12 protein-coding genes are annotated in these 13,679 nt (G+C 38.3%); 11 read left to right on the top strand and 1 reads right to left on the bottom strand.

The genetic code is table 11. The features are described from left to right. Positions 1 to 17 precede the first annotated feature (17 nt). On the bottom strand, positions 18 to 1,721 hold the full coding sequence (efbA, locus tag JZO71_RS08310; protein ID WP_206899031.1) for a fibronectin-binding protein EfbA: 1,704 nt from the start codon (positions 1,719 to 1,721) through the stop codon (positions 18 to 20). Positions 1,722 to 1,975: 254 nt separating this feature from the next. Here efbA and JZO71_RS08305 point away from each other — a divergent pair, with 254 nt between their 5' ends. The 11 genes from JZO71_RS08305 (at position 1,976) to JZO71_RS08255 (ending at position 13,557) form a co-directional block, all read left to right on the top strand. Further along, positions 1,976 to 2,575: a hypothetical protein gene (locus JZO71_RS08305; protein WP_206899030.1), complete on the top strand. Its 600-nt coding sequence runs from the start codon at positions 1,976 to 1,978 to the stop codon at positions 2,573 to 2,575. A gap of 391 nt (positions 2,576 to 2,966) precedes the next feature. After that, the gene (gene trpX / locus JZO71_RS08300) at positions 2,967 to 4,016 is read left to right on the top strand and encodes a tryptophan ABC transporter substrate-binding protein (RefSeq protein WP_206899029.1); all 1,050 of its coding nucleotides are present in this window, start codon (positions 2,967 to 2,969) and stop codon (positions 4,014 to 4,016) included. Further along, positions 4,013 to 4,897: an ABC transporter permease gene (locus tag JZO71_RS08295; RefSeq protein ID WP_206899028.1), complete on the top strand. Its 885-nt coding sequence runs from the start codon at positions 4,013 to 4,015 to the stop codon at positions 4,895 to 4,897. The genes trpX and JZO71_RS08295 overlap by 4 nt, the downstream gene beginning before the upstream one ends. Then, positions 4,898 to 5,668 (top strand): ABC transporter ATP-binding protein, encoded by a 771-nt coding sequence (locus tag JZO71_RS08290; RefSeq protein ID WP_206899027.1) that lies wholly within the window; start codon positions 4,898 to 4,900, stop codon positions 5,666 to 5,668. A 461-nt stretch (positions 5,669 to 6,129) separates the two neighbouring features. Next, entirely contained in the window at positions 6,130 to 6,987 is an 858-nt protein-coding gene (locus tag JZO71_RS08285; RefSeq protein ID WP_206899026.1) for a shikimate dehydrogenase, read from the top strand. Positions 6,988 to 7,000: 13 nt separating this feature from the next. Then, on the top strand, positions 7,001 to 8,029 hold the full coding sequence (aroF, locus tag JZO71_RS08280; protein ID WP_206899025.1) for a 3-deoxy-7-phosphoheptulonate synthase: 1,029 nt from the start codon (positions 7,001 to 7,003) through the stop codon (positions 8,027 to 8,029). Between the two features lie 22 nt (positions 8,030 to 8,051). Then, positions 8,052 to 9,125, top strand: a complete 1,074-nt coding sequence (aroB, locus tag JZO71_RS08275) for a 3-dehydroquinate synthase (protein ID WP_206899024.1) — start codon at positions 8,052 to 8,054, stop codon at positions 9,123 to 9,125. Between the two features lies 1 nt (position 9,126). Further along, on the top strand, positions 9,127 to 10,293 hold the full coding sequence (gene aroC, locus JZO71_RS08270) for a chorismate synthase (protein ID WP_206899023.1): 1,167 nt from the start codon (positions 9,127 to 9,129) through the stop codon (positions 10,291 to 10,293). A 42-nt stretch (positions 10,294 to 10,335) separates the two neighbouring features. Then, positions 10,336 to 11,646, top strand: a complete 1,311-nt coding sequence (gene aroA / locus JZO71_RS08265) for a 3-phosphoshikimate 1-carboxyvinyltransferase (RefSeq protein WP_206899022.1) — start codon at positions 10,336 to 10,338, stop codon at positions 11,644 to 11,646. Further along, positions 11,639 to 12,148 carry a shikimate kinase gene (locus JZO71_RS08260; protein ID WP_206899021.1) on the top strand — a complete coding sequence of 170 codons (510 nt, stop codon included), beginning with the start codon at positions 11,639 to 11,641 and terminating at the stop codon, positions 12,146 to 12,148. Before aroA ends, JZO71_RS08260 begins: the two co-directional genes overlap by 8 nt. A gap of 224 nt (positions 12,149 to 12,372) precedes the next feature. Continuing rightward, on the top strand, positions 12,373 to 13,557 hold the full coding sequence (locus JZO71_RS08255) for an LCP family protein (protein WP_206899020.1): 1,185 nt from the start codon (positions 12,373 to 12,375) through the stop codon (positions 13,555 to 13,557). The last annotated feature ends 122 nt before the right edge of the window (positions 13,558 to 13,679 follow it).

The following is a 13,679-nucleotide window of genomic DNA, read 5'->3' as shown; positions in this document are numbered from 1 at the left end:
ATCGTCTCGGCTTTTTATTATTGTTTTTTCATTTTTACTATTGTTTCTTCAACAGGGGTCACGATAATCGTTTTCTGATTTTCATAAATAACGAATCCAGGTTTGGAACCGTTTGGTTTGCGGATATGTTTCACTTGAACCAAGTCTACAGGAACTTGTGCTGAATGACGATATTTTGAGAAGTAAGCAGCTAATTCTGCCGCTTGGGTAATTGTTTCATCAGAAGGATCGCTACTTTTGATGATCACGTGTGAACCTGGAATATTTTTCGCATGGAGCCAGTAATCGGTTTTTTTAGCAGTTTTCATTGTTAATAAATCATTTTGTAAGTTATTTTTTCCTACAAGAATCTGAGTACCATCTTCAGCAAAATAGACATCTGGTTGAGAAGGTTTCTTTTTCTTCTGTTTTTTTGCAGACTTCTTTTTAACGTATCCTTGAGCAGTTAACTCTTCTTTGATGGCTTCAATATCCATGGGACCAGCAATTTCAAGTTGAGCTAAAACGGAATCGAGATACTGAATTTCGTCTTTAGCTTCTTGGATTTGTTGACCAATTAGTTTAACAGCATTCTTTAGTTTTTGATAACGATGGAAATACTTTTGTGCGTTTTGATTAGGTGTTAGTGCAGGATCAAGCTTAATGGTCAAAGGTTGATCTGCTTCGTAGTAATTCGGCAAGGTTACTTCTGTTGCACCCCGTGGGACTTGGGTCATAAAGGTGGTCAACAGTTCGCCATTGCGACGAAAATCTTCCGCATTTTCGGAATCTTTTAGTGTTTGTTCACGTTTTTTTAATTTATTTTGATTTCTTTTACGTTCATTTTCCATTTTCCGAATCAATTCGCTACCTTGTTGTTTGGCACGGTCTTTCTCTGCCTTATCATGATAAAAGCCATCAAGCAAAGCGCTCAAGGTTGAATAGTTTGTTACTTGATCAGCAGTTGTCTCAATTGATTGATAGGAAATAGGTGTGAAGAAATCTTTATTTTTTGCTTCATAAAGCGTAGGGGAAAGCTTATCATCCAACTGCTGGAAAAAGGTTTCCCAAACAGCCATTTTTTCATTGGGTTGTTCAGTCAAACGACTTGCTAATTCTTGCGCTGTATCAAAACCAAGTCCTTGAAAATTTTGCTGTAAAATTTTTGGTGTTAGTTCTAATTGAGAAAGACGTTGAAAGATTTTCTCTTTTTCTGCTGAAAATGGATTTAATTGTTCTTGTTTCGGTGGAGCAACGTAAGTGACACCAGGAATCAATGAACGATAAGTATTTTGAGAGCTTCCGATATGTTTGATAGCATCTAAAATTTTCCCGGTTTCACGATTGACTAATACGATCGTGCTATGGCGCCCCATCAGTTCAACAATCAAAACAATATTTTGTAAGTCACCTAGTTCATCTCGTTTTGTAAAATGAAAATGAATGACACGGTCATTTTCAACCTGTTCGATTGTTTCTAACAAAGCACCATCAAGATGTTTTCTTAACATCATTACAAAGTTAGGTGGCGTATCAGGATTCTGATAATCAATTTGCGTTATCTGAATTCGTGCATAGCTAGGATGAGCAGATAATAGCAAGCGGTGATTGGCTCCGCGAGAGCGAATAACTAAAATGATTTCATTTTCATAAGGTTGGTGAATTTTAGAAATTCGACCAGATAATAAGGTATCACGCAACTCACTAACCATTGCGTGGGTAAAAACACCATCAAAGGACATAATGCTTCCTCTTTTCTTTTCATAATTAGTTTCATTATAACGAAAAACAATCAGAAAAACCAATGGCGGTATAGTGTTAGTAACGATTTCGTCTTTTTTACTAAAAACTTTTAGTGATTTACTTGTGAAAAAGAACTTATATTTTGTATAAGTAGCAAAACTTTGGAGTAAAGATGCGATTTTTTTCGTCAAACTACTTTTTTATAGGTATAATAAAGAAAAGGAACAAGTAACATCGAAGGAGAAGAAACGAGGTGTTTGTTATCTGGGGAGAAATAAAAGAAAAAATACAAGAAAGCTGGATAGAATTTGCTGATGCGTTTGCGGAAAATCCAATCAAATATTTTTGGCGTGCAGGTGGCTTGCTTTTTTTAGCAATATTGTTAGCAGGATCAATGATTTTCTTGCCTGAGAAAATCAAGGCAGATCAAGTAGATAGTTTGGTATATTCAGCGATTACCTCTGATAAAGTCAAAAGGTTTGATTACAGTAATGCTAAGCAAACAATTGCTGATAGCAAAGCAATATCAGTCATGTTTTGCGTACCAAAAGGCAAAAACTATGAACAAGTCTTGACTATTTTAAATGACTCAAAAAAAATGGAAGAATTGAATCGCCAAATTTATTTTTATCCTCTCGTCTATGATGTAGCCAAAGAAGAAAAAGAGTATGGGATCAATAGGGAACAAATAACATTTATCTTTTTTGATGGAGGTAAGGAGACGAATCGAGTTGTGATTGGCACAAATGGCATTACGGATATTTCAAACGAATTAGTACCGGAATTGAATCGTCTTCCATTAGCAAATATTAAAAAGCTTGAACTTGAAATGACAACAGACTCAACACAATAATTTGCACAATGTGAATATTTCTATTGACGAATAAAAAAATTTCGATTAGACTTAAATCAATTATTTGACGAAAGGGTGAACCACAATGAACTTATCAAACCAAGCTTTACTAGGAAACAATCATGCATGGCGTAACTGGCGTAGATGAGTTGTATTGATGGCGAACTTTCCCATAGATACGACTTTTTAGAGAACAATCTAAAGTTTGTATCTATGCTAGACAAGAAATTTGACTACCGCATAGAGACTCTATGCGGTTTTTTGTGCACTAAGGACAATGCCGTAACAGGAATTGTCCTTTTTTTGTTGAGTTTGCTTAATAAAAAAACAATTTATCGAAACATTGTTATCGTTCATAGCAAAAATAACTAGTTATAAAGAGGAGAAAAAAATGAAAAATAAACGATTGATAGCGGTCGTAGCGCTACTAGGAATCTACTTGATTGGTAGTTTTGTTTACGAAAAAATGGCTGAAACTAAGAGTACAACGCCCACAACAACGGAAGTAAAAGAAATCGGTGTTTTACAATATGTCAGTCATCCAGCATTAGATGAAATTTATCGCGGAATTAAGGATGGGTTGAAAGAAGAAGGCTTGGTTGAAGGAAAAAATCTTAAAATAAACTTTCAAAATGGTCAAGCCGATCAAAGTAAATTGGCGACGATGAGCCAACAACTTGTTCAAGCAAACCCAGCGGCACTGATAGGAATCGCAACTCCTGCAGCACAAGCGTTAGCGAATACAACAAGTGATATTCCAGTGGTGCTGGGCGCGGTAACAGATCCAGTTGGGGCAGGCTTAGTTGAGTCATTAGATAGACCGGGAAAAAATGTGACCGGTGTTTCTGATCAGCCACCTGTCAGTGCTCAAATCCAATTAGCAACAACCTTACTACCACAAGCCAAAAGAATCGGAATTCTTTATGCGTCATCGGAAGATAATTCTAAATATCAAGTTGCGCAAGCTGAAGATGCTGCAAAAGAAGCTGGTTTAACAGTGACAAAATATGCGGTACCTTCAACAAATGAGATTGCACAAACAGTTCAAGTCATGAGTCAATCTGTTGATTTTATCTATATTCCTTTGGATAACACGATTGCCAATGCGATGCAAACGGTGATCAAGGAAGCAGATAAAGAGCAAATCCCTGTTATTCCATCAGTTGATACAATGGTTGAACAAGGTGGTTTGGCAACCATTGGGATTAATCAATATCAATTAGGTGTTCAAAGTGGCAAAATGGCAGCGAAACTTGCATTAGGGAAAAGTGAAGCAGCAACGACACCTGTTTATACCTTTGATCAAGGTGATATTATCATCAATCAAGAACAAGCGGATCACTTAGGTGTTAAGATCCCTGAAGAGGTAAAAGAAAAAGCTAAAAACGTGAAGCAAGAAGCGACGAAATCAACTGAAAGCTCAAAGGAGGAAGACAAATGATCGTATCATCTATTTCACAAGGCATGCTTTGGGCAATTTTGGGTCTGGGCATTTTTATGACTTATCGAATTCTTGATTTTCCTGATATGACAACAGAAGGGTCATTTCCATTAGGTGCAGCTGTTTGTGTGACCGCGATTACGAATGGAATCGCACCGATTTTTGCTACACTCTTGGGAGTAGGAGCGGGGATGATAGCCGGTTTGGTCACTGGTTTGCTTTATACAAAAGGAAAGATTCCTGTTATCCTTGCTGGAATTCTAGTGATGTCTGGTTTAAATTCAGTGATTTTATATGTGATGAAGACTCCTAATCTCTCCTTGTTGAATCGTCCGATTTTACAAGATAGTTTCCAAAAACTCCACTTACCAAATTATTTTGATACAGTTTTGTTGGGTTTGATTGCGTTAGGTGTGATTATTTCTATTTTGCTGTTTTTCTTCAATACAGATTTAGGTCAAGGCTATATTGCAACAGGAGACAACGAAACGATGGCACGCTCTTTGGGAATTAAAACAGATCGTATGAAAATTTTGGGGTTAACATTATCCAACGGGGTGATTGCTCTTTCTGGTGCGTTAATTGCTCAAAATGATGGGTATGCAGATGTAAATAAGGGAATTGGCGTAATCGTTATAGGTCTTGCTTCAATCATTATTGGTGAAGTGATTTTCCAAGAGTTAACATTGGCAGAACGTTTGATTGCGATTGTTGTTGGTAGTATTATTTATCAATTATTGATTTTGATCGTTATTAAATTAGGTTTTGATACAACTTACTTAAAACTATTTTCAGCAATCATCCTTGCGTTTTGTTTGATGATTCCACAAGTGAAAAAAGCATTGAATCTAAAAACTGGTTTTGAGAAGGAGGCAAAATAAATGACAGCAATCTTAACCATTAAAAATGGGAAAAAAGTTGTGAATAATGGACTGAATGAAAATAAAGTTTTACTTGAAGAAATCAATCTCTCAATCAATGAAGGAGATTTTATTACTGTCTTAGGTGGAAATGGAGCAGGAAAGAGTACCCTGTTCAATACGATTGCGGGAACACTACAACTTTCTCAAGGAAGTATTTTGTTTAAAGATCGAGTGATTACGAAAGATTCCGAAGAAAAACGTGCAGCGTTTCTAGCACGTGTGTTTCAAGATCCTAAAATGGGAACAGCACCACGAATGACCGTTGCCGAAAATTTATTGTTAGCACAAAAGCGCGGACAAAAACGTCCGTTACAACTACGAAATTTAAAGAAACAAAAAGAATTTTTCTATCACTTATGTCAAGAAGTCGGAAATGGATTGGAAGCTCATTTAGATACGCCAGCAGGTGAACTTTCTGGCGGACAGCGCCAAGCGCTAAGTTTACTGATGGCAACAATTCGAGTACCAGAACTATTACTGTTAGATGAACACACAGCGGCTTTAGATCCTAAAACAGCGAAATCATTAATGGAACTAACCAACCGTCGAATCACGGAACAAAAGTTAACTTGTTTGATGATTACTCATCGAATGGAAGATGCGTTAAATTATGGAAATCGGTTGATCGTTTTACAAAAGGGAAGAATTGTTCAAGATTTGAATGCACAAGAAAAACAAAACTTATCAATGAGTGATTTGTTACAATTCTTTGAGGAAGTTCTTGACTAAAAAAAAGATCCTATCAAATTTTTTAACATAAAAAGGTGCAAGAAGCTTATAAATCACTTCATTAATGTCTACGAAAACATGGGAATTTTTTTGAAGTTTTGTACTTTTGATCCTAGTTTAACCAAATAGAATGAAAAGAAAGAGGGGAGGAGTTCGATTTATCCTTACCTCTTTTTAGCTAGTGAGACAGAATAAAAAAGGAATTGACAAGCTCCTTTCATTCGTCCTATACTTAGTACAATCTAAGACAGTTTAGGCGTTTCGTGAGGTTATACTTTGAGTGAAAATTAAATAAGTTTCATGGGATGCTTTTCGTTTTGTGAATAGTTCAAGGCATCTTGCCACGTAGTCGTTTACTGTACTTTTTGTTTAGTACGAAAACACTAAGTGGCTTTTTTTATTTCACTATGGATGATAGAGATAAATAAAGTAGTAATTTGAAAAAGCAAGGAGGATACAGCGTGATTTCTGGAAAAACAAAACTTGTCGGTCTTTTTGCACATCCAGCGGAACATAGTTTATCACCGCGCATGCATAATCGTGGGTTTCGAGCTTGTGGTGTCGATGCGGTGTACTTGGCGTTTGAGGTAAACCAAACAAATCTGGCACAGGCAATTGAAAGTATTCGCGCATTAGATATGTTAGGTGTGAATTTATCGATGCCTAATAAAACGGCAGCTATCGCTTACGTTGATGAACTAAGTCAAGAAGCACAACTGATTGGTGCGATTAACACGATCGTTAATCGAAATGGGCAATTGATTGGGTATAATACAGATGGTATTGGTTTTGTGAAAGCAATGGAAGAAACAGCAAAAGTTAAGATAAAAGACAAAAAAATAACTATTCTAGGGGCTGGTGGGGCGGCTAAAGCAATCACGGTACAAGTTGCTCTTGAAGGTGCTAGAGAAGTTGTTTTATATAAAAGAAACAATGAACGATTTTTAACGGTTAAACGGGAGTTTGAAAAAATCGGCGAACAGACGAGTGCAATCGTGCGGGTAGTTGATTATGCTGATGAGGAACAACTCGAACGTGATTTACAGACAAGTGAATTATTAGTGAATGCAACGGATATTGGTATGGGTGCAAAAGAAGGACAATCACCTTTAGCGAATGCTAGCTTTTTACATGAAAATTTATTTGTGATTGATTTAATTTATTCACCAAAAAAAACGCAATTATTAAAAGAAGCAGAAAAAATAGGTGTACCTGCCTTTAATGGATTAGGTATGCTATTATATCAAGGTGCAACGGCTTTTCAGTTATGGACGAATCACGAAATGCCACTTGATATCATGAAAGATTTATTTGAATAAAGGGGAAAAAGAAATGATTATTATTATGAAACAAGATGCAACAGATGAACAAATTTCACAAGTCGTGAATCGTGTGAAAGAAGAAGGCTTAGCTGTTCAAATGAATCGTGGAAATGAGCAACCAATCGTCGGGTTAGTGGGTGACACTAGAAAAATTCAAGATGTGGCCTTTCAGCGATATGATGGAGTAGAAGAGATCGTTCGCATTACAAATACGTATAAATTAACTTCACGTGAATTTCACCCACAAGACACAGTTGTGGATGTGAATGGTGTCAAAATCGGTGATGGTTCTTTTGTTACCATGGCGGGCCCATGTTCCATCGAAGGGCTAGATCAAATTCGGGAAACAGCTCGGATGGCAAAAGCAGGTGGTGCAAAAATTTTGCGTGGTGGTGCATTCAAACCAAGAACCTCTCCTTATGCGTTCCAAGGGTTAGAAGAGGAAGGGTTGAAATACATTCGCCAAGCGGCTGATGAATTTGATATGCAAGTCATCACTGAAGTAATGGACGAAGCTCATATTGATATGGTGGCACATTATAGTGATATTTTACAAATTGGCGCAAGAAATATGCAAAATTTTCGTTTACTTGAAGCTGTTGGAAAAACAGGGATGCCGATTGGATTAAAACGAGGGATCTCTGGAACTATTAACGAATGGCTCAATGCAGCAGAATATATTGCTGTCCAAAATAATAACCAGATTATTTTTATCGAAAGAGGTATTCGAACGTATGAAACGGCAACACGGAATACATTTGACTTAAGTGCTGTTCCTTTGATTAAGAAACTTAGTCATTTTCCAATCATTGTTGATCCAAGTCATGGAACCGGAGTTTGGGATTTGGTTCCGCCGATGGCTCGAGCAGGAGTTGCTGCAGGTGCGGATGGCATGATTGTTGAAATTCACCCCGATCCGGTCAATGCGTGGTCAGATGGCCCGCAGTCCTTGAACGAAAAAACGTATCTGAAGATGATGGACGAAGTGCATATTTTAGAAAAAGCAATGAAAGAAATTCATGAATTAAAGAACTTATGACAAAGAAAATGCAGGTGTGAACATGAGTATCCAAGTAGAGCTACCACAACATTCTTATGAAATCGTTATTGAAAAAGGAGCATTATCGAGAGTCAATCAATGGGTGAGCGCCTTGTGGTCACCGCAAAAAATTTGCTTGATAACGGATAAAAACGTTGATTCACTTTATGCTCAGACGGTGAGTGAACAGTTATCTAACGCAGGTTACATGGTGAGTAAAGCTGTAATCGAGCCTGGTGAAGCAAGCAAATCATTACAGCAAGCAGAAAAACTATTTCAATTATTAACGGAAAAACAATTCACTAGAAGCGATGGCATCATTGCTTTAGGCGGTGGTGTAGTTGGTGATTTAGCAGGATTTGTTGCAGCAACGTTTATGCGGGGAATTCATTTTTTACAAATCCCAACGACTTTACTTGCTCAAGTAGATAGTAGTATTGGTGGCAAGACAGCGGTGAATACCTCGTATGCTAAAAACATTATTGGTGCATTTTGGCAACCTGAAGGGGTATTGATTGATCCGGATACGTTATTGACGTTATCACCAAGAAGAGTCAGTGAAGGACTTGCAGAAGTGATCAAATATGCCGCAATTGCGGACGAAAATTTGTGGGAAACCTTAGTGAATATAAATGGGCGAGAAGAAATAGTTCCTCAATCTGAACAAATAATTGAAGCTTGTTTAGCGATTAAAAAAGAGGTAGTTGAAGCGGATGAATTTGACAATGGACAACGACTACTCCTTAATTTCGGTCATACAATCGGTCATGCTGTTGAAAAAACTGCCGGTTATGGAAAAATCACCCATGGAGAAGCTGTTGCAATCGGAATGGTTCAGTTAACCAGCATCGCGGAAAAAAAAGGCTTAACAGAAAAAGGAACAACTGAAAGTTTGCGTAAAATGGTACGAAAATTTAAACTTCCTGAAGAAACAACCGAATGGTCAGAACATGCGCTATTTGAAGCAATCACTCACGATAAAAAAGCACGAGGAAATCTAGTGAAATTAGTTGTACTAAATAAAATTGGTGAAGCAACGATTTTACCGACACCCTTAAATGAATTACTGGATTATTTGAAGAAGGAGGAGAAATGAGATGCGCTTTTTGACAGCCGGAGAATCGCATGGGCTAGAATTAACCGCGATTATCGAAGGATTGCCAGCAGGTCTTTCTTTATCTGTTGATGAAATCAATCTTGAATTGGCAAGACGTCAGATTGGTTATGGTCGTGGCGGAAGAATGAAAATCGAGAGGGATCGAGTAAAAATTACTTCAGGAGTTCGTCATGGGTATACATTAGGCTCTCCAGTGACATTAGTTATTGAGAATAAAGACTGGGAAAATTGGCAAACTGTGATGTCGCCCGAACAAGTTGCCGAAAAGGACGCAACCCTTCGACAAGTGACTCGGCCTCGACCAGGACATGCGGATCTTGTGGGAGGAATGAAGTACGGACATCGAGATTTACGAAATGTTTTGGAACGTTCATCTGCGCGGGAAACAGCAATGCGAGTAGCGATTGGTGCCGTTTGTAAACAATTACTTCAGGAACTAGACGTCTCGGTTGCTGGACACGTATTAGCACTTGGAGGTTTGGTCTGTGAGCTGCCTGATAACTTGACAGTAAAAGAAATCAAACAGCGTTCAGAGAATTCGGAATTACGCGTAACTGATCCAAAAGTTGAAACTGCGATGAAAGAGTTAATTGATCAGACGAAAAAAGCGGGAGACACTTTGGGTGGCGTGGTTGAAGTACTAGTGGCAAATGTGCCAGCTGGGTTAGGGAGCTACGTCCATTGGGATGAAAAACTAGATGCGAAAATCGCCCAAGCAGTGATGAGTATCAATGCGTTTAAAGGCGTTCAGTTTGGCTTAGGCTTTGACATGGCAAACTTACCCGGATCAAAAGTCATGGATGAAATCACTTGGGATGAAACACGTGGCTTTACTCGCCAGTCTGATAACTTAGGTGGTTTCGAAGGCGGTATGACTAATGGTGAAACGATTATCGTACAAGGTGTAATGAAACCAATACCAACATTGTATCGTCCCTTGCAAAGTGTTGATATCCAATCAAAAGAAGCATACCGTGCAAGTATTGAGCGTTCTGACACGACAGCTGTTCCCGCAGCCAGTGTTATTTGCGAAAGTGTCATAGCAACAGAGTTAGCGAAAGCATTTTTAACAAAATTTTCTGCAGATACTTGTGCGGAATTAAAAGAAGCCGTTGACTTGTATCGCGAACGAATTGCTCAGTTTTGACGGTAACAAGTATTTTAGTTATGTTAGGAAGTGAAACAAAAGATGAAGTTACTGACAAATCAGACGAAGCTTCGAGGGACTTTACAAGTACCTGCAGATAAATCAATTTCTCATCGAAGTGTTATGTTTGGTGCAATCAGTTATGGAGAAACCGTTATTCATAACTTTTTGCGAGCGCAAGACTGTCTTTCAACGTTACAGCTATTTCGAAACTTAGGGGTCGAGATAACTGAGGAAGCAAATCAAACGATTCATATCAACGGAAAAGGAATCGAAGGATTACGTCCAAGTACTAGTCCGCTTGATTGTGGAAATTCAGGAACAACGGTTCGGCTTGTTTCAGGAATTTTAGTTGGTGCGGCATTCGCATCAACGTTAATTGGAGATGCCTCATTAAGTAAACGACCAATGAATCGAATCATTGATCCGCTGGCTCAGATGAACGCTCGAATAACTGGGACGACGGAGAAAGGTTTATTACCTCTGGAAATTGAACCTACCAATCAATTAATACCAATCACGTATGAAATGCCTGTTGCAAGTGCTCAAGTGAAATCTGCTATCTTATTTGGGAGTTTACAGGCAAAGGGTACGACAACGATTGTTGAAAAAACACCTTCTAGAAATCATACAGAAGAAATGATCCAACAGTTTGGTGGGCGAATTCAGCAGTCAGGGAAAGAAATCACACTTGTTGGACCACAAAAATTAACAGGCTGTGAAGTAATCATTCCTGGTGATATTTCTTCGGCTGCGTTTTTTATTGTTGCGGGTTTGTTGTGCCCAGATAGTGAAATTACACTAACAAACGTTGGAATTAATCCAACTCGAACGGGCATTTTAGATGTAGTTAAACAAATGAATGGTCAGATCAAGCTAACGGAAGAAGACTCTGTTAATCAGTCAGCAACGATTCAGGTGAAAACATCTGAACTTCAAGGCATCGAAATCGGAGGGGCAATCATTCCACGACTGATTGACGAACTGCCTGTGATTGCGCTACTTGCTACCCAAGCAGAAGGAACAACCCGAATTTATGATGCCGAAGAATTAAAAGTAAAAGAAACGAATCGAATTGACGCAGTGGCGACGGAATTAACAAAATTGGGTGCAAAAATCCAAACGACAGAAGATGGACTAATTATTGAGGGGCCAACACCACTCCAAATTCCCCCAAAAAATCAACAAGTTTCCAGTCATAAAGACCACCGGATTGGTATGATGTTACAAATTGCTGCTTTGTTAGTCGAAGATGGCGAAATTGAACTAACGGAAGCGGAAGCGGTGGCTATTTCATATCCTCAGTTCTTTAGTGATTTAGCCAAGTTAGCCCAAGGTGTGTCAGATGAATAATTCAATTGTGCTCGTTGGTTTTATGGGCTCGGGAAAAACCACGATTGGCACACTTCTAGCAGAAAAGCTTTCTGTTTCTTTGGTCGACTTAGATGAATTGTTCGAGCAAAAGTATGCGATGACGATTGCACAATATTTTGAAAAGCAGGGCGAAGCAAGCTTTCGTCAAGCTGAGACACAGCTACTTCAAGAACAATTGACAGCTTCAAAAGCACAAGTGATTTCTACTGGTGGTGGCATTGTTTTAAATCAAAGAAATCGAGCACTGTTAAAAAATGGTGGAATGGTTATTTTTTTAGAAGCATCAAGTGCTGAACTATATCAAAGAGTTATTCATGACCAAAAAAATGTGCGACCTTTGGCACGACAGAAAACAATTGCTGAATTCTCAGAGCTCTATCAGACTAGGCAAGCATTTTATGAAGAAGTCGCCACACTGCAAATTGAGACTACGGACAAATTGCCACAAGAAATCGTGTCAGAGATTTTAGCACACTGTTAAGTGAAAATTTCAGCATGATCATCGATAATCCAATAATATCCAGTAAAAAAGGTGGAGGAAAACAAGGACTTGTTTTGTTCTACTTTTTTTACGAAATTGACTGGAAAAAGCAGTATTTCAAAGAAAAAATCGTTATTTTTTATTAAATTAGACTTAAGTAGCATGCTTTTTATCATGAGGTAACGTATCCTTGAACTATCACTAGGTAATTAGGAGGAAATACGATGAGTCGGATGGACCGTCACAATAAACAAAACAAAGGAAAATCCTTAAAGAGCAATACGGATAATCTCTTCGCTCGCCGTCAACGAAAACAGGATATTCAGCGAGAATCAGATCAACCTATAGGACAAAAACAAAACAATCTGTCATTTTCGAATGATTTTGATTCATCAAACAACCAATCGAATCGAGCGTTTGATGAATACAATGAATACGAGCAACTTAATCAACAAACAACTGAAAAAAAGAAATTTTTCCGGAAAAAGAAATCATCACAACAACCGCCAAAGGGACGAAAAAAACGTTCATGGAAGAAAATACTTCTTGGTCTTTTCATTTTTATTCTACTTTATTCAGGAATTTCTTTTTTTGCCGGAAAATTTATGGCTGAGCATGATAGTAGCTTAGCCAATGCATCAGTTGAGACCTTCAATGGTGTTCAATCTGAAAACGGCGCGAAAAATATTCTGATTTTGGGAAGTGACACAAGGGGTGAAGATGCTGGACGAGCAGATACGATCATGGTTTTACAGCTACGAGGGCCAGCGCACAAGCCTAAACTTGTTTCGTTTATGCGGGACAGCTTTGTTAACATTCCTGGTGTAGGCCAAAACAAAATTAATTCTGCTTATGCCTATGGCGGTGCAGAGTTAGTTCGGCAAACGTTAGCAGAAAACTTTGGAATCGAGTGTCAATATTATGCAAAAGTCGATTTCCAATCGTTTGAAAAAGTAATTGATGCGTTATTTATGTTTGGCGTGAAACTAGATGCTGAGAAAGACCTGAATCTTGACGGTGTCGATATCAAAAAAGGGGTCCAACAAATGGACGGACATGTTTTACTGCAATATGCTCGTTTTCGAATGGATGAAGAGGGAGACTTTGGTCGTGTCAGACGTCAGCAACAGGTGATGAATGCGATTTTCAGTCAATTAAAAAATCCAATCAACCTGCTTCGAGCACCTTATGCAGCTGGGAAAGCAATTGGGTATACTTCAACAGATGTTACTGCAACATTTTTAGCAACTCATTTACTTTCGATTGGTCGTGGTGTAACAGGTATTGATCGATTAAGTGTACCTGTTGACGGATCATGGGACTATGGGAACAGTGAGTATGCAGGAAGTGTCTTGGTTATTGATAATCAAATGAATCAAGCGGCAATCACTACCTTTTTAAATGAGTGATTTGGGTGAAAATAGGAATCTGTTACCAGACAAGCTCATAGTGAACGAATAGAAAAAATCCTAGGACGAGATAGTCCTAGGATTTTTTCTATTCGTGAATGACTTTCGTTCGTTTTGGTTCC

Source organism: Candidatus Enterococcus courvalinii, assembly GCF_017315945.1.
Classification (GTDB): domain Bacteria; phylum Bacillota; class Bacilli; order Lactobacillales; family Enterococcaceae; genus Enterococcus_B; species Enterococcus_B courvalinii.
Note: the sequence above shows the minus strand (reverse complement) of the source record. Positions and strands in the feature narration are given on the sequence as shown.

Coding starts and splice junctions, on each gene's coding strand:
- efbA (WP_206899031.1), bottom strand. CDS start 1,721: ATGTCCTTTGATGGTGTTTTTACCCACGCAATGGTTAGTGAGTTGCGT.
- trpX (WP_206899029.1), top strand. CDS start 2,967: ATGAAAAATAAACGATTGATAGCGGTCGTAGCGCTACTAGGAATCTAC.
- JZO71_RS08295 (WP_206899028.1), top strand. CDS start 4,013: ATGATCGTATCATCTATTTCACAAGGCATGCTTTGGGCAATTTTGGGT.
- JZO71_RS08290 (WP_206899027.1), top strand. CDS start 4,898: ATGACAGCAATCTTAACCATTAAAAATGGGAAAAAAGTTGTGAATAAT.
- aroF (WP_206899025.1), top strand. CDS start 7,001: ATGATTATTATTATGAAACAAGATGCAACAGATGAACAAATTTCACAA.
- aroB (WP_206899024.1), top strand. CDS start 8,052: ATGAGTATCCAAGTAGAGCTACCACAACATTCTTATGAAATCGTTATT.
- aroC (WP_206899023.1), top strand. CDS start 9,127: ATGCGCTTTTTGACAGCCGGAGAATCGCATGGGCTAGAATTAACCGCG.
- aroA (WP_206899022.1), top strand. CDS start 10,336: ATGAAGTTACTGACAAATCAGACGAAGCTTCGAGGGACTTTACAAGTA.
- JZO71_RS08260 (WP_206899021.1), top strand. CDS start 11,639: ATGAATAATTCAATTGTGCTCGTTGGTTTTATGGGCTCGGGAAAAACC.
- JZO71_RS08255 (WP_206899020.1), top strand. CDS start 12,373: ATGAGTCGGATGGACCGTCACAATAAACAAAACAAAGGAAAATCCTTA.